A 15,680-nucleotide genomic window follows, 5' to 3' on the forward strand; every position below is an offset into this window, starting at 1 on the left:
TGAATTATGATATGATTTTTACCATTTTTTTATTGGTTCAATTTGTTCTACTTTATCTATAGCTCTAATAAGTTTTGTATGCTCTTTAGCTCCGTTGCCTGAGTGTAAATATAGCTTAGCTGCCTTATAAACAGCATCTAATTCTTTCACTAACTGATTATGATAAAGTAATGATTTTGCTAAATAGTCACTATCATCGCTTTTTTCCCACATTTCTGTGGCTTTGATTAATGCTCTATCTAGCTCTGCTTTCGTTAAGGAGGTATGCATAGTAAATATTCCATTAATAAAAGGTTTGGTTTTTTAATCTAAAATGGTCCGATATACTTCTTCTAAGGAGGTTAGTTTATTACGAGCCAAGCTAAGTGCTTTTTGTGTGAGTGGTGTCATACCTTCTTTTATAGCTGAGTTTTTAATAAGCTCAGCACCACTTCCATTGATTATTGCTTGACGAATTTCATTGCTCATAATCAGTAGCTCATAAACTGCGTGTCGGCCTGAATAACCTGTGTTACGGCAGTGGTCACAACCTTTGCCTCGGTAAAAAACTTCATTGTCCTTAAGGTCTAATGAAGAATGAACACCTGCTCTTACTTTTTCTTCCACCAAGCAATGCTTACAGTTGCAACGAACTAGTCGCTGTGCTAAAACACCTAGCAAGGAAGTATTTACAAGATAAGGATCAATACCAATTTCTAGTAAACGGGCTATTGTGGCTGCTGCGCTATTAGTGTGTAGGGTAGAGAGTACTATATGCCCAGTAAGGCTGCACTCTATAGCCATTTGTGCTGTCTCTAAGTCTCTTATCTCGCCTACCATAAGCACATCAGGGTCATGTCTTAAAATATGCCTTAATGCCCGTGAAAAAGTGTAGCCAATCGAATGATTGACTTGTATCTGTACAAGGCCATCAATATGATATTCAACAGGATCTTCTACAGTAACAATATTAACATTACGAGTTTTTATTTCTTGTAAAGCACCGTAAAGCGTTGTGGATTTGCCGGAGCCAGTAGGCCCTGTAACTAGAATAATACCATTTGAACGGTGTAATAAATTAGTAAATAAGGTTAAGTCCTTTTCTGAGAAACCAATACCAGATAAATTCTTCATACCGTATTTCGCATCAAGAATTCTTATGACAGCACTTTCCCCATAAATAGTAGGTATAACTGAAAACCGTAAGTCAATTTGTCGATCACCTTTTTTTAAATAAGCTTGTCCATCCTGTGGTAGATGGTGAGCGGCAAGGTCCATTCCCGACATGACTTTTAGTCTGCCTATTATGGGTGCAAGTAGGCCTTTAGTAAATGTGCGTATTTTTATTAAGCTGCCATCAATTCTAAATAATAATTCTACTCCATTTTCACCGGGTCTTAAATGTATGTCGGAGGCCTTGCTACCAATAGCATCAAAAATCATATTATGAACAAGTTTAACAATTGGTTTTTTTTGACCTAGTAATAGGTTTTCTCTGCTGGTTAACTTGTTTCCCTCATGGTAATTGTTTTTAAATTCTTCTAATGCTTCAAGCTCACTATTAGCTCCATATAATCTTGCTATTGCAAATTCAATATCTTTTTTCTCTGCAATTACTGGTTCAATAACCAAGCTGGTTAAAAAACTTAAATACTTTATAGTTTGATCTTGAATGGGAAGTTCCATTGCTACAATTAACTTCTCTCCAAGGTTTGATATTGGAATAATAGAGTACTCTCTAGCTACTTCTTCGGATAAAAGGTTAATAATGTCTAAGTCAAAATCTAAGTCTACAAGTGATACAAAAGGAATGTCTAGTTTGTAAGCAAAAATACGTTGAAATTCTCTATTTGTAATAAGTTTTTTATCTAATAAGTAGTGTCCTATATCCGAATCTGTATTTAGCTGTTTTAACGCTTCCACCTCATTCAACTTGTTATTTGGAGGTAGAAACCCAAATACAGTGAGTAAAATATCAAGGCGATATGATAGAGGAGAAGAATTGGTTTGAAGTCTTTCAACTAGTAAGTTCTTTGACTTAATAGGGTCAGGTAAAGGCTTGATTTTTAAACTATTGGTGTTGCTTTGAAGCATTAAAAGTTGTACCAAAAGCAAGTTTGTGTATTAATTCTTAATTAATAGTATGATAATTTTACAGATTTACTAGTTTATTTTAGCAAATTATTGCCATAACAAATAAAAAAATCTATATAATGATTTGTTCTATTTTTATATGAATTCATTAGTCTTCATGCACTGAATATTTGCATATAAGAGTAAAAACTGCCTATCAAGAAGTAATGCAATATTTAGCAAGCAGTAAACGCTATATATGCCATTTTTGAATCATTTTTAGGTGTAAAGAAAAAGTGGTATGGATTCACAGCGAAGGCGCGAAGAGAATATAAAGCTCCTTGTAGTTGTTTGAATCAGCAGCCACAAGGAATTTCTAGAATTAAATGGTGTTGGTGACTTATAGATTTTTACTTACCTTTCCTTGTTGTTAATTGTTGCATGTTTGCTCGATATGGTAGCTGCTAGTTTCAGCTGCTTGTAAGTTGATGGCGGTGACAGTTAATGCCCATATAATAAAAGCTAGTGCCATCCGAGCTAACATAGGTTACTCCTTTAAAATGGTTGGTTATTGATCATAAAAGTGTTCTTATATTACTTGACAATTAGAGTAATGGAAGCCCTAAATTAATCTTCTGATTATAATAAAAAGAAATGGTTGATATAAGTCAAGAAGTGCCTTTATGGCTCTTGTATCTACCTTATTAATTAAAAATGACTGCTTATGTTTATCAAACGCTATTTTGGTATTATGTTTGTATCGGTTTGAAATTGTTATTATTCTTGTGAGCTAATGATTACTTTTGCGGGGTGGGGAGCAATATAATGTCCAAATGTAAAGGGAGTCATTACTCCCTTTAGTAATTGCTATTGTAAGTGCCTCACTAGCTGTATTGTAATGTGGACCCCTTAAGCGAGACAGCAAATCTGAATTTTTAGATATTATACTGCTATTTTATTTAGTCTCTCACCATTATATACCTCTGCAGGTGTTTGCCCATTAAATGACTGATGTGGCCTTTCATAATTATAAAACTGAAAGTAACGCTTTAATGATTGCCTGAGCTGATCAACAGACGTGTAATCTTTCAAGTAAATTTCCTCATATTTCACGCTACGCCAGAGCCGTTCCACCATAATGTTATCCATGGCTCTGCCTTTTCCATCCATGCTGATAGCAACACCTTCTCGCTTCAATACCCCTGTAAAGGCACGACCAGTAAATTGTGCCCCTTGATCAGTATTAAATATTTCTGGCTTGCCATAAAGCCTCAACGCTCTTTCCAGGGCATTAACGCAAAAGCTATCGTCCATCGTTACTGACACCTCCCAAGACAGTACTTGACGGCTATACCAGTCCATCACGGCGACTAAATACACAAAACCATGTGCTAGCCTGATATACGTGATGTCTGTACACCAGACTTGGTTAGGCCGCTCAATCAACACATTTCCTAGTAGGTAAGGATAAATTAAGTGCTCCTTATTGGCTTGGCTGGTGTGTGGTTTAGGTGCAACGGACACTAGCCCCATTAACCTCATCAAGCGTTGAATTCGCTTACGATTAACGTTGTACCCCTCTCGACGTAGTTTATTTCGCATTTGCCGACTGCCGAAGAAAGGATAATCGGTATAAAGCTCATCCATTCGTCGCATTAACTGCTGGTTCTCATCACTTTCAGGTGCTGGGGAACGATAGTAACTTGCTCTGGGTAGTTCAATGAGTTCACATTGACGCTTAATGCTCAACCCCTTATATCCAGGGTCTATCATCGCTTGCTTATGCATTACCGTTAAACTCAATGCCCTAGCTTTTTTTTAAACCAATTGACTTCAACCTGCAGTTGACCTATCTGCTGATAGAGTTGGTCTTTTTCTGTTTGAAGGTCCTGGCTTTGACGCTGCTTCTTGCGACTAAATACATCAGAAGAGGCTTCTAGTAACTGTTTTTTCCAGCTATTGATTTGAGATGGATGGACACCATACTCTGCAGTGATTTCATTAACGGTTAAATGACCTTTAATCGCTTCCAGAGCCACTTTAGCTTTGAAATCAGCAGAAAAATTTTTACGAGCCATTGGTTCCCCTTTTTCAACATTAGTTTTATCTTAAACCACTGTCTCATTTTTGGGGACCACTATATTGTTAACTCAACCGCTCAATACTTTCTTTGGTAATAGTAGTGATCTTTTTCCAGTCACCATTTTCTACAGCATCTTTAGGCACTACCCAACTGCCGCCTATACACATTACATTATTTAAGGCTAGGTATTCAGCTGCATTGTCTAAATTAATTCCGCCGGTAGGGCAGAATTTTGCCTGGCCAAATGGGCCTGAAAATGCTTTTAATGCTGCTGTTCCTCCATTTATGGAGGCAGGAAAGAATTTAAACCGTTGATAGCCTTTTTCCAGCCCCATCATTAATTCGGAGCCAGTAGCAACGCCTGGTAATAGTGGAATATTGGCTGTTACGCCGGCTGCTAATAAATCATCAGTGCTGCCTGGCGTTACTATAAATTGTGCACCTGCTTCTTGAGCTTGCTTTAATAACTCGCGATTGGTAACTGTGCCGGCTCCAATCCAGGCTTCTGGTAGTTTTTTTCTTAACTCAGCAATGGCGGTTAAGCCATATTCAGAACGTAAGGTGATTTCTAATACGTTGATGCCGCCTGCTAATAATGCCTCTGCTAAAGGTAATGCCTGTTCAGCGGTATTAATCGTAATAACAGGCATTATCAGAGACTGACTACAAATGTGGTCAATTTGGCTGGTGATGGACGTTGGCAGTTGTGTTGTCATAATTCTTAAAACCTTTAATCCCTAACTATGGACTCCAATAGACTGTCAATGGCAACTGGCTGCGGAGAAATGCTCTGATTGGCATGTCTTCTATGGGCCCATCCTCACAGGCAGTTTGTAAGGTATTTAATTTATCTGTTCCGCAAAGATGTAAAATAATCTGTTTGGCTTGTTTTAATGAGGCAAAGGTTAAACTCATTCGCTCATGGAGAGCGTGCATTGGGGTAATAGCAAGACAGTGGTTAGGGTTGCTAGGATCTAACCCCTCTGCCAGGCGTGTAGATTCTGGAAATAAAGAAGCAGTATGCCCATCATTGCCCATTCCCAGCACTACCACATCAAATGGGTAAGGTAATTTGCCTATTAAGTTGTTGCATTCAGTTTCGCCAGCAGTAGCTAAATCATGGTGATTTTTTAAACCGGTAAAATTAGCTTTGGATGCTTGGTGTTGTAACAGGTGTTGGCGAATTAATCGCTCATTACTCGCTTCATCATCAGGACTTACCCAGCGCTCGTCGGCTAACGTGATATAAACTTTTTCCCATTCAATGTCTGTGTTGGCCAATTGCTTAAATAATGGAATAGGAGTGCGTCCTCCCGATAAAACCAGAGTGGCCAGTCCTTTTTCGGCAATGGATTTGGTTAATTGTTTGGTAATATCCGTGGCTAGGGCAGTTGTTAGCTGCTCAGCATTATCAAAATTAGCCAGTTTGTTATTTAACAGAGCTTCTAGCTGATTAAGCTGAGTCTTCATACCAGGATCTCCCGTCTCGAGTAATCATTGCAATTGAAGAAACCGGCCCCCAGGAGCCTGCAGGATATTTTTGTGGGCGGGTATTTTGGTCTTCCCAGCCCTGAATAATTCGATCACACCAACGCCAGGCGTATTCCACTTCATCACGCCGGACAAACAAATATTGATTACCTTTCATTAGCTCTAACAGTAGACGCTCGTAAGCATCAGGGATTCGGTCGGTGTGGAAAGTGTCGGAAAAACTTAATTGCAAAGGCCCAGCTCTTAACCGCATACCTTTATCCAAGCCTTGGTCTTTAGTCATCACTTGTAGTGAAATACCTTCGTCAGGCTGGAGGCGGATAATTAATTTATTGCTGGCAATGCTCCGCTGTTCTGGAGCAAAAATATAATGAGGTTGTTGTTTAAAGTGGATGATAATTTGCGACAGCTTTTCAGGCATCCGTTTACCTGTTCTAAGGTAAAAGGGAACATTGGCCCAACGCCAGTTATTGATCATTACTTTTAGTGAAACAAACGACTCTGTACTGCTACTGGATTTGGCATTCTCTTCTTCTAAATAGCCAGGTACTGGCTTGCCATCAATAGTGCCAGCGCCGTATTGGCCGCGTACTACATGAGTCGTCAATAGCTCTGGCGTAATGGGTTGTAGTGCCTTGAGCACTTTTACTTTTTCATCGCGAATACTATCAGCCGATAAATCACTGGGGGGGTCCATTGCAATTAAGCAGAGTAATTGTAGAAGGTGATTTTGGACCATATCTCGCAGTTGTCCTGCTTTGTCAAAATAGCCCCAGCGGCCTTCAATACCCACTTTTTCGGCTACGGTGATCTCAATGTGATCGATATGGTTTAAATCCCACTGTGAGCCAAACAAATTATTGGCAAACCTTAAAGCGATAAGGTTTTGTACAGTCTCTTTCCCTAAATAGTGGTCAATACGATAGATTTGGCACTCATCGAAATACTTGGCCACCTGATCATTAATTTCACAAGATGATGCCAGGTCGTAACCAATGGGTTTTTCTAGTACTACACGAGTTTCGCCGTTTATTAGCTGGTGCTTGGACAAGTTTTCACAAATGGGGCCATAAACAGAGGCTGGTGTTGCAAAATAACATATCAAGCGGTGCTTCACCTTTGCACGGGTGGCAACCAGCTGGTCATAGCCTTCTTCTGTGGCAAAATCCAGCTTGATATATTGAAGTCGACTACAAAAGCGTTGTAGTACTTCATTATCAAGCTCGTCTGCTGGAATATATTTTTTCAGGTGTTCTGTAACATTTTCTTTAAAGCCAGGTTGGTCGACATTATCGCGAGCCAGCCCGATCACGCGTGTTTCTGCATCCAGCAGTTCTGCTTTATCCAGCTGAAACAGAGAAGGAAATAGCTTTCGGAGTGCCAGGTCTCCTTGAGCACCAAATATGGCTAAGTCACAAACTTTGTCTTGATTGGGGTTCATACTGACAACCAGCTTTCATAGTATCGATCAATTTGTAGTTATCTAATTACTTTTTTAGCCTGATGATAGGGCTAAAACCTTGATATTGCAATTTTGTTTGTTAAATTTACTACATATCAGTAGAGTAAGTAGTATGATGTTATAAGTTTGGACCATTTAAATACTGGTAGGACTATGTAAGCCAAGTTATGATAAGCCGCGTTTTTAGACTCAGTATAGTCATCCTAAAGGGGGACACCCTGAGTTACCGCATACTTTCTCATATGTCTGGGGTGGCCTATTCTCTGTGCTTGGTAAAGTACTGATTTGTATAGCCAAAGAACATCGCTTTTAGCGGCAGCGACTGCCCTGAAGGCATATCTGTTACTTAACCGGTCTTCTGATTGCTTTATGAATCGACCTATAAATTTAATTGAACGTATTAAAACCAGCTTAGATACGTTAAACCGTTCAGAGCGCAAAGTAGCTGATGTTATTTTGAAAGACCCGAACTCTGCTACGCGCTACAGCATCGCTGCATTAGCTCAAGAAGCAGGGGTAAGTGAACCTACTGTTAACCGGTTTTGCCGTAGTTTTGATGCGAAAGGCTATCCAGATTTCAAGTTGCAGCTAGCCCAAAGCCTGGCTAGTGGTACCCCATATGTCAGTCGTAATGTGGAGCAAGATGATACTGCTCAAGAGTACACAGACAAGATTTTTTCTTTCAGCATCGCCAGCCTGGATGCAGCCAGACAAAGTATTGATGCTAATGAAATCACTAAGGCAGTTGATTATCTGATTCAGGCAAAACAAATTAGCTTTTTTGGGGTAGGTGCCTCTGGCCCGGTAGCAATGGATGCCCAGCACAAGTTTTTCCGCTTTAATATCCCTGTAATGGCTTATGATGACTTTTTAATGCAGCGAATGGTGGCATCAGTTGCCAGAACGGGCGATGTTATAGTCATTATATCCTACACTGGTCGTACAAAAGAGTTAGTCGAAGTTGCCAAAATAGGCCGTGAAGCTGGCGCTACCGTGATAGGTATTACTGCTCCAGACTCTTATCTGGCAGAAGAATGTACCCTGACAATTGGAGTAACCACCCAGGAAGATACTGACGTGTATATGCCCATGGCATCGCGGATGGTGCACTTAACCGTACTGGATGTATTAGCAACAGGTGTTACTTTGAAACGTGGGGTAGATTTTCAAAAACACCTGAAGGCAATAAAAGATAGCTTAAAAGCGAGCCGGATGCCGGTAAAGAAGTAATCTATTATTAAGCTAAAAGAACAGCTGATAATGGAGCTATCAGTTGTTTATAATTTCTAACAATAAACTAATATGCCAATATACAGCTGATAAGTTTAGTTTTATACATTAATAGTGATTTATTTTTTAGTTGTAAATGATCCTTCGCTACGATTATAATTTTTTTGTTGAATAAATTATCTTTAGAAATAAAAAAAGCAAATTCTTGCTTAAGAATTTCTGTCGATGTTCATCCTATCTATAAGCAAATTGATATATGTGCGTACCTTAAGCGGCACCTGCTGGCTGTAAGGATGAACACAATAAACTTCTCTTGGTTCGGTGCTTACATAGGGAAAGACTTGAACTAGTTTACCTTGCTTAATGAAGTCTTTGGCATATATATCAGGTAGTAAGGCAATGCCTAATGCTTGCTCAGCTATATTGACAGCTGATGGCAAGGTATTAACCCTAAAGCGATGTTGTAGTTTTAACTTAATTTTTTCACCATTCCATAAAAGCGTTTGCTGTTTGCGTTTTTCCTGCCAACTGGTTGCTATATGAGGCAGGGCGGCCAGCTGTTCTGGTTGGTTAATCTTACCTAATTGTTCCAACTTGGCTGGGGCTACACAGAAAATTTCGGTTAATTCACCTAATTTTCTAGCTTTGTAGTTGCTGTCAGGTAATGTGCCTACGCTAATGGCTATATCAATTTTATGGCTAAGTAAGTCTAAGCGTTGGTCATTAATCATTAATTTTGGCTCAATTTTAGGGAATAACTTATAGAGCTGGGTAAGTGTTGGTAGTACTAACTGGTTTTCAAAAGCATGGGGGGCGGTAATAACTAACGGGCCTTCTGGGCTGCTGGCTTGGGACTGTATCTCCTCGAAGGATATATTGACTAACGCCTTAATTGATTGGCAGCGGCGGGCAAAAACCCGGCCTTCTTCGGTTAAGCTGATCCGGCGAGTAGAGCGGTTCATCAGTCTAACCCCTAACTCATCTTCTAACAGACTGATATGCTGGCTAACCCCTGAGCGGGTATGCCCCAGGCTTTCTGCTGCACGGGTAAATGAGCCAGTTTGAACAACTTCTGCAAACACTAACATGCGGTAAATATTTTTCATGAAACTTGCTCACTAGCTATTGTTCAATAATCTTAACCAAACTTTTTATAAAAAAGCTAATTATCAACATAATAAATACTAATATGATGGTACTCAAGTTAACAGGTGAATACGGAGCAAGCAGATGAGTCATGTTAAGTCAATTGAAGAGCAAGTATTAGCTACGAGTAAGCAATGGATTGAAACCTTTAATAAAGGAGATGCCAAAGGTTGTTCAGAAGGCTATATAGTTGATGCCGTAATGGATGCAAGGCCTGTCGGTCAATTTGTCGGGCGTGAATCAATTCTGGCATTTTGGCAACAATTTATTCAGTCTACTGGGGCTGCTGATTTAATCTATAAAGATATCAATATTGAAGTATTGGATGAGAATAATGCTGTTTTGTCAGCAAATTGGCAAATGAATGTAGGTCGTGGTTATATCAGTAAAGAGTTATGGCAGCGACAGGAAAATGATCAATGGCTGCTAGTTGAGGATGATTTCACTGTGGTTGAGCAATTCTAACGATATTCATCTCTATTAAGCCACCTCGCCTTACTATTAAGGCGAGGTGGCTCTGTAGTACAAAATAGTAAATAAGGAGTAGCCATGGCTATACTATAGTTAGCACGCAGTTTGTATAGGACTGCCGATATGCAGCTGTATTTTTATTTATTAATTAGCTTTCTATCTATTAACTTCGTATATGCAGCCAGTCAACTAACGGTTCGTTTAACCAATGGTGAATGGCTTCCTTTTCAATCTGCAAACCTTAAACACTTTGGTGTTGCTTCTCATATAGTGACAGAAGCATTTGCTAATGAAAATGTAAAGGTAGAGTATGTTTTTATGCCGTGGAAAAGGGCTTATATTGAAGCAAAAGAAGGGCGATTTGATGGTTCCCTTATCTGGAGTCCTGACTCTGAACGTGAAAAAGACTTTTTCTTTAGTGATATTATTGTTCATGGGAAATCAGTTATATTTCACCTGAAGTCTACGTCTTTTGATTGGAAAGAATACTCAGACTTTATCAATTTAAAAGTGGGTGGTGTGATTGGTTATAAATATCAGTTTGAATCAATCAATGATATAAAAATTGAAAGAGCATATTCCGAAATAGCCATATTTAAAATGTTATTGAATAAAAGGGTTGATATATTGCCATCTGATTTAGATGCAGGCTATGCTATTTTATATAGTAATTATTCTGACGATGAAGTAAATAAAGTGACACATCACCCTCGGCCATATAATACTACAACCTATCACTTAATTTTAAGTAAAAAAATCAAGCAGAATGAAAACTTAATAAAGTTGTTCAATGCTGGTCTTAAAAAGTTGAAAGCTAGTGGTAAATATAATACCTATTTTGAAAACTCTCGAAGAGGTCTATATAAAAAGTAAATTTGATTAAGGAAACCACTGGCGCGAATGTTTTTATTTCTTGTGTGCTAATAACTCTTCTAGTTTCTCTCGAAACGGTTTGATGTATACGTCATGTAGCTTTTGGAGATAGTCTGCATGTAGATAGTTAGGCTTTTCATTTTTGCTAGATGAAAAGCTCAGCTAGCTTTGGGTTGAGCAGTAGAATAGCTGCAGCTGTAATGGCCACTATAATAAAAATAAGGATAGGGCCGAAAATTAATTTAAGGGTTTTTTTATTGACTATTGAATCTACTTTATTTTCAGGGTCGGTCCATACGCTTAAAATTTTTTTAGTTACTATAGATAGCCCGACAAAGGCTTCTAAACATCGGTATCCAATTAATATAACTAAAGGGATAAAAAATAAGCCATTAAGAAAAGCATACGAGCTATTTAGCCCAGACATAATAAGCGCAAAAAATACAACTAAAAGAGTAGCACCTGTTGCTAGTCTCTTATTTGCTAATGCCACCAGCATTAAGGGTAAGCATAAAATACCTAAGATAAATAAAAATAGCTGCATTTGTTTTTAAAACCTACCCTGCTATAGGTAAACGTTATTTACCTAACTAAGCAAACTCGTTACTATTTACAATAGTTAAATTATAACCTGGGGAATACCAATGGAAAAGGTAATTATTATTACTGGAGCAAGTCGTGGTATTGGTGCAGCTAGTGCATTGTTGGCTGCGAAGCAAAATTACGCTGTTTGTGTTAATTATCAAAATGATAAAGCTGCTGCTGAAAAAGTAGTCAGCACAATTCAGGCGGCGGGTAGTAAGGCTGTTGCCGTTGCTGCTGATGTGAGCAAGGAAGCAGATGTTAAGCGATTATTTGCAGTTACAGAAAGTGAATTAGGGCCGATTACCGGTTTAGTCAATAATGCGGGTGTACTTGATCAACAAACTAAATTTGAAAATATGTCGGTTGAGCGCTGGCAACGTATTTTTAATATTAATGTTATTGGCAGTATGCTTTGTGCTCGTGAAGCGATCCTGAGAATGTCTACTCAGCATGGGGGGCAGGGTGGGGCAATAGTGAATGTATCCTCGACCGCTTCATTTATTGGTGGGCCTAATGAGTATGTGGATTATGCTGCTTCTAAAGGGGCTATTGATAGCCTGACAATAGGTTTGGCTAAGGAGGTCGCTGCTGAAGGGATAAGAGTGAATGCTGTTAGACCAGGAATGATTTATACCGATATCCATGCCAGTGGTGGTGAACCGGGTCGTGTTGACCGACTAAAAGAAGCTATTCCGATGAAACGAGGTGGTACTGCTGAAGAAGTAGCCAATGCAATTATGTGGTTGTTATCTGAAGAGGCCTCTTATTGTTCTGGTAGTTTTATTGAGTTAGCAGGCGCTAGGCGTTAAGTCTTATCGAGACTATACTGCTGCAAATCAACTAAATATTGGTCTGTTGATTTATCATGAAAGCAAGAGCAATAGGTGAGGACGTAGTATGCTAATGAAGTTAGCAGTATTTAACACCCATAGTTATGATAAGGCATTTTTTGCTGAAGCCAATGGGCAGTTTGGTTTGTCTATTAGTTATTTCGAGCCTCGTTTAACATCTGAAACAGCAAAGTTGGCTGAAAATTATCCAGCAGTTTGTGCATTTGTTAATGATGTAATTGATAGGGAGGTCATAGAACAGCTTGCAAAAGGAGGTACTCGGCTCATTGCTTTACGTTCTGCTGGTTACAATAATGTTGATATGAGTGCTGCTAAGCAATATGGCATTACTGTTGCGAATGTGCCTGCGTATTCACCAGAGTCTGTTGCAGAATACACAGTAGGTTTAATGTTAACATTAAATCGTAAAATACATCGAGCCTATAACCGAGTGAAAGAAAATAATTTCGCTTTAAATGGGTTTATTGGTTTTGATTTTCATAACTGCACAGTTGGTGTGATTGGTACAGGTAGAATTGGAACAGCTGTAGTAAAAATTTTAAATGGAATGGGCTGTAAAATACTTGCCCATGACATTATAGAAAATAATACTTGTATCGATTTGGGCGTTAATTATGTAGGCCTTTCTAAGCTACTGGCTGAGTCTGATGTCATTACACTACATTGTCCTATGACGGAGGATAATTATCATATTATCGATGAGCAAGCTATTAACATAATGAAAGAAAGAGTAATGTTAATTAATACCAGTAGAGGTGGTTTAATTGATACTGAAGCAGTTATTGAAGGCTTAAAATCTGGAAAAATTAGCAATCTAGGGCTTGATGTTTACGAGAATGAAAAGCCAATGCTTTATGATGACCACTCTAATGAGCTACTGCTTGATGATGTTTTAGGTAGGCTGTTAACATTCCCTAATGTGCTGATTACAGGACATCAAGGATTTTTCACAAAAGATGCACTTAGCTCAATAGCCAATACTACTCTATTTAATGCAAAGTGCTTTTATGAGGGTAAAGCGTCAGGGAATGAGCTTTAGAGGCGCCTTTTTATGTATTAAAGTTGCTGTCGTTTGCTTTGAGTAGCAAGCTCAACCCGACAGCAGCTCCAAAACACCCTATCACTCTATATTTCCCTACTTTAGTGTGTGGATCATTAAGCTTTACTTTGTAAAGTAAAAAGGCTTTTGAAAGCTTTTATTCTGTGTTTGATAAAGCTTGATACCCAGTATTTGTAGATAATAACTAATATCAGCTTTGCCATATGACGACGAGTTCCATAATACATACAACACCAAGGTGCATGTGCAAGGGGGCCCTCATATAATACATTTGGAAAAACTAACCTTTGCAATTTTGCTACTTTTGGTTCGATAGATGCACCGAGCATATAACGTTTGCCTAAAGACAAATAATCATAAAATGTCATCAGATAAACCCAGCCTCGTTTAAATGAGCTAAGTTCATTGCTCATCCATATACAACAACCTTCCACTAAATCATCTTGTGATGGGGTACTGCTTTGTAATATGGCTTCTTTGGGGATATCAGAGAGATAGCGATGTGGAATGTTTGAGTTTAATACATAACCACCAATTAGTTCAGAGTTTTTATTGTAAATACCGCGAACAATTGAGGCGGTTTCAAGATATTTTCTGTCAACATGATTTCCAGAAATATAGTGATATCTGGATTTGAATTCTTGCAGATCTTGTTTGTCTTTAATTACTTTTGTTGAAGTTAATTTCATTTTTACAACCTAACACTCATAACGTCCAGGCGCTATAGTATTTTTAGGGTCCATAGCCTGTTTAATTATCTTTCTTAAAGAAAGGGCATCTTGTTCTAGTCCATCGTTAAGAGGCATTTCATCAACAGCTCTTCTGTAAGGCATCCAGCCAAGCTCAACATATTTTTTTCTTAATTTTTTTATGGTTTCGTGAGCTAACTTCGTTTCATCGTAATTGGATGTATCATAATACAAGCTGATAATGGCTTGACATAGTCTTGATGTAACAGCGGTTAATGTCACAGCCATTTCAAACCCCGCTTGTTTGAATTCATACTCTGTTATTGATAAGCACTTTTCGACATCTTTTCCAATCATTGGTAGAGAGGGAGCAAGCCAGAAAAAACCACATCCATTATCAATAGGGTCTAGCTCTTGTTGAGGTTTGCTATTTCTATGTCTCCAATAACAGCCTTTTAATGCGACATTATCTGGAATACCTTCAAAAATTCCCATTGCTTTTGATATTTCAGTAATTTTATTATTTGCAGTGTCTATTTTAGGAATCCAACTGGCATTGCTTGATAGCCAGTTGGCTAAAGATTGAACCTTTTGGAATAGACTATAGGGAATCGTATATACAGCTGCTATTTTATTTAGCCTTTGCCTAACTCTTTTGGCTTTTGCTTTGGCAACAGAGGTATTACCAAAGATAGAAAATGTGGCCATCCAAGGTGATATGTTGAACTTGTTCAGCAAATTATTGATATCGTATTGATTGCTGCCTGTTTTAGTATCCCAGTTGGCAAAGTCAAACTGAGAAAACATACCAAGCATACGATAATGGTTGCCTATATGCGGCAATGCATCAACAGTCCCTTCGGATTTAAGCTCTCGCATTGCATTAATATATTCACTAATTGCAGAGTGATCTTTAAGTTTAATAATACAGCGTAAGCTACACTCAGGACGAGGGTTTAGTTCAAGCCGTATTTTGGTAACAACACCTATATTATTTTGGGTGAATATCTCGTGAATTCCAGCGCTTAATCCTATACGGCCAACATATTGACCGGGTGATGATAGATTATAAACACTGCCGTTAGATAGTATTAACTCAGTGACAGCAAAATGGCGTACACGATAACCTAGTGGAGAGTGTCCAAACCCCCTTTCTAATATATTACCAATAATACTAGTGTTTGGTCCTGCTCCTGTACAATCCATCATCCAATCTGTGTTTTTTAAGAAGTTAGCAAGTTGTCCTTGTGTTACACCGGGTTCAATTTCTACACTTCCTAATACTGGATCAAAATCACTAATGCGATTCATTTTATGCATATCTAGAACGATACAGCCTGTTTTTGGAGGGCAGCTCTTTCCATATCCCCAATTTCTACCACATGAAACTGGATATATAGGGGTTTTATTTTCGGCTGCAGTAGATATGATATGTTGTACTTCGGTGCTATTTTTAGGGTATGTTACCCCAGTAACTTTCCTGTGATGTAGACCTAGGCCACTAAATGACTTATTTTCGAGCAATTCTTTATAAGACAGAACCTTAATTTTTGATAACTGATCATTAAGAAGTGGGGTGAAAATATTTTCTTGTGCCTCCAAAGTTTAAACTCCTAACTAAGGCAAATAAATAATCCTTAACCAGTTACAAATAATGCTTAGTATTTTAAAGATTTATCTTCAATTC

The 15,680-nt window shown here is 38.4% G+C and carries 15 protein-coding genes; 5 read left to right on the forward strand and 10 right to left on the reverse strand.

The window, feature by feature from the left end:
* Window positions 1-18: 18 nt before the first annotated feature.
* The 6 genes from OQE68_RS15050 to zwf all read right to left on the reverse strand — a co-directional run bounded on the left by OQE68_RS15050 (window position 19) and on the right by zwf (window position 7,067).
* Window positions 19-270, reverse strand: coding sequence for a hypothetical protein (locus OQE68_RS15050; RefSeq protein WP_180570901.1), 252 nt, complete (start codon window positions 268-270; stop codon window positions 19-21).
* Window positions 271-303: 33 nt separating this feature from the next.
* Entirely contained in the window at window positions 304-2,073 is a 1,770-nt protein-coding gene (locus OQE68_RS15055) for a GspE/PulE family protein (RefSeq protein ID WP_180570902.1), read from the reverse strand.
* A 921-nt stretch (window positions 2,074-2,994) separates the two neighbouring features.
* Window positions 2,995-4,130, reverse strand: a protein-coding gene (locus OQE68_RS15060) for an IS3 family transposase (protein WP_434801530.1) whose coding sequence is annotated in 2 segments (ribosomal slippage) — window positions 2,995-3,857 and window positions 3,857-4,130 — 1,137 coding nt in all. Because the reading frame shifts where the segments join, the coding sequence is not laid out codon by codon here.
* A 67-nt stretch (window positions 4,131-4,197) separates the two neighbouring features.
* The gene (locus tag OQE68_RS15065; RefSeq protein ID WP_180570242.1) at window positions 4,198-4,851 is read right to left on the reverse strand and encodes a bifunctional 4-hydroxy-2-oxoglutarate aldolase/2-dehydro-3-deoxy-phosphogluconate aldolase; all 654 of its coding nucleotides are present in this window, start codon (window positions 4,849-4,851) and stop codon (window positions 4,198-4,200) included.
* A 25-nt stretch (window positions 4,852-4,876) separates the two neighbouring features.
* Window positions 4,877-5,605 carry a 6-phosphogluconolactonase gene (pgl, locus tag OQE68_RS15070; RefSeq protein WP_180570241.1) on the reverse strand — a complete coding sequence of 243 codons (729 nt, stop codon included), beginning with the start codon at window positions 5,603-5,605 and terminating at the stop codon, window positions 4,877-4,879.
* Window positions 5,589-7,067, reverse strand: a complete 1,479-nt coding sequence (gene zwf, locus OQE68_RS15075; RefSeq protein WP_180570240.1) for a glucose-6-phosphate dehydrogenase — start codon at window positions 7,065-7,067, stop codon at window positions 5,589-5,591. The genes pgl and zwf overlap by 17 nt, the downstream gene beginning before the upstream one ends.
* 390 nt (window positions 7,068-7,457) lie before the next feature.
* Here zwf and OQE68_RS15080 point away from each other — a divergent pair, with 390 nt between their 5' ends.
* On the forward strand, window positions 7,458-8,318 hold the full coding sequence (locus tag OQE68_RS15080) for a MurR/RpiR family transcriptional regulator (protein ID WP_219340144.1): 861 nt from the start codon (window positions 7,458-7,460) through the stop codon (window positions 8,316-8,318).
* Window positions 8,319-8,527: 209 nt separating this feature from the next.
* On the opposite strand, the gene OQE68_RS15085 is transcribed toward OQE68_RS15080, so the two are convergent.
* Window positions 8,528-9,424, reverse strand: a complete 897-nt coding sequence (locus tag OQE68_RS15085) for a LysR family transcriptional regulator (protein ID WP_180570239.1) — start codon at window positions 9,422-9,424, stop codon at window positions 8,528-8,530.
* A gap of 124 nt (window positions 9,425-9,548) precedes the next feature.
* On the opposite strand from OQE68_RS15085, the gene OQE68_RS15090 reads away from it, so the two are divergent.
* A complete protein-coding gene (locus OQE68_RS15090; protein WP_180570238.1) occupies window positions 9,549-9,929 on the forward strand; it encodes a YybH family protein in 381 nt (126 codons plus the stop codon).
* A 129-nt stretch (window positions 9,930-10,058) separates the two neighbouring features.
* Window positions 10,059-10,808 (forward strand): substrate-binding periplasmic protein, encoded by a 750-nt coding sequence (locus OQE68_RS15095; RefSeq protein WP_180570237.1) that lies wholly within the window; start codon window positions 10,059-10,061, stop codon window positions 10,806-10,808.
* A gap of 145 nt (window positions 10,809-10,953) precedes the next feature.
* Here OQE68_RS15095 and OQE68_RS15100 read toward each other — a convergent pair whose 3' ends face one another.
* Window positions 10,954-11,352 (reverse strand): hypothetical protein, encoded by a 399-nt coding sequence (locus OQE68_RS15100; RefSeq protein ID WP_219340143.1) that lies wholly within the window; start codon window positions 11,350-11,352, stop codon window positions 10,954-10,956.
* 100 nt (window positions 11,353-11,452) lie between these two features.
* Between OQE68_RS15100 and OQE68_RS15105 the strand changes: the two genes are divergently transcribed.
* Both OQE68_RS15105 and OQE68_RS15110 read left to right on the forward strand, forming a co-directional pair.
* The gene (locus tag OQE68_RS15105; RefSeq protein WP_180570235.1) at window positions 11,453-12,202 is read left to right on the forward strand and encodes an SDR family oxidoreductase; all 750 of its coding nucleotides are present in this window, start codon (window positions 11,453-11,455) and stop codon (window positions 12,200-12,202) included.
* 88 nt (window positions 12,203-12,290) lie between these two features.
* Window positions 12,291-13,283 carry a 2-hydroxyacid dehydrogenase gene (locus OQE68_RS15110; protein WP_255490990.1) on the forward strand — a complete coding sequence of 331 codons (993 nt, stop codon included), beginning with the start codon at window positions 12,291-12,293 and terminating at the stop codon, window positions 13,281-13,283.
* Between the two features lie 116 nt (window positions 13,284-13,399).
* Here the strand turns inward: OQE68_RS15110 and OQE68_RS15115 are convergent, their stop codons facing one another.
* Together OQE68_RS15115 and OQE68_RS15120 are read right to left on the reverse strand one after the other, a co-directional pair.
* Window positions 13,400-13,993, reverse strand: a complete 594-nt coding sequence (locus tag OQE68_RS15115) for a hypothetical protein (protein ID WP_180570234.1) — start codon at window positions 13,991-13,993, stop codon at window positions 13,400-13,402.
* Window positions 13,994-14,002: 9 nt separating this feature from the next.
* Complete coding sequence (locus OQE68_RS15120) at window positions 14,003-15,595, reverse strand: FAD-binding oxidoreductase (RefSeq protein WP_219340142.1); 1,593 nt, start codon at window positions 15,593-15,595, stop codon at window positions 14,003-14,005.
* Between the last annotated feature and the right edge of the window lie 85 nt (window positions 15,596-15,680).

Source organism: Spartinivicinus marinus, assembly GCF_026309355.1.
GTDB classification, from domain to species: Bacteria; Pseudomonadota; Gammaproteobacteria; order Pseudomonadales; family Zooshikellaceae; genus Spartinivicinus; species Spartinivicinus marinus.

Coding starts and splice junctions, on each gene's coding strand:
- zwf (WP_180570240.1), bottom strand. CDS start 7,067: ATGAACCCCAATCAAGACAAAGTTTGTGACTTAGCCATATTTGGTGCT.
- OQE68_RS15100 (WP_219340143.1), bottom strand. CDS start 11,352: ATGCAGCTATTTTTATTTATCTTAGGTATTTTATGCTTACCCTTAATG.
- OQE68_RS15115 (WP_180570234.1), bottom strand. CDS start 13,993: ATGAAATTAACTTCAACAAAAGTAATTAAAGACAAACAAGATCTGCAA.
- OQE68_RS15105 (WP_180570235.1), top strand. CDS start 11,453: ATGGAAAAGGTAATTATTATTACTGGAGCAAGTCGTGGTATTGGTGCA.
- pgl (WP_180570241.1), bottom strand. CDS start 5,605: ATGAAGACTCAGCTTAATCAGCTAGAAGCTCTGTTAAATAACAAACTG.
- OQE68_RS15055 (WP_180570902.1), bottom strand. CDS start 2,073: ATGCTTCAAAGCAACACCAATAGTTTAAAAATCAAGCCTTTACCTGAC.
- OQE68_RS15080 (WP_219340144.1), top strand. CDS start 7,458: ATGAATCGACCTATAAATTTAATTGAACGTATTAAAACCAGCTTAGAT.
- OQE68_RS15050 (WP_180570901.1), bottom strand. CDS start 270: ATGCATACCTCCTTAACGAAAGCAGAGCTAGATAGAGCATTAATCAAA.
- OQE68_RS15065 (WP_180570242.1), bottom strand. CDS start 4,851: ATGACAACACAACTGCCAACGTCCATCACCAGCCAAATTGACCACATT.
- OQE68_RS15090 (WP_180570238.1), top strand. CDS start 9,549: ATGAGTCATGTTAAGTCAATTGAAGAGCAAGTATTAGCTACGAGTAAG.
- OQE68_RS15110 (WP_255490990.1), top strand. CDS start 12,291: ATGCTAATGAAGTTAGCAGTATTTAACACCCATAGTTATGATAAGGCA.
- OQE68_RS15085 (WP_180570239.1), bottom strand. CDS start 9,424: ATGAAAAATATTTACCGCATGTTAGTGTTTGCAGAAGTTGTTCAAACT.
- OQE68_RS15095 (WP_180570237.1), top strand. CDS start 10,059: ATGCAGCTGTATTTTTATTTATTAATTAGCTTTCTATCTATTAACTTC.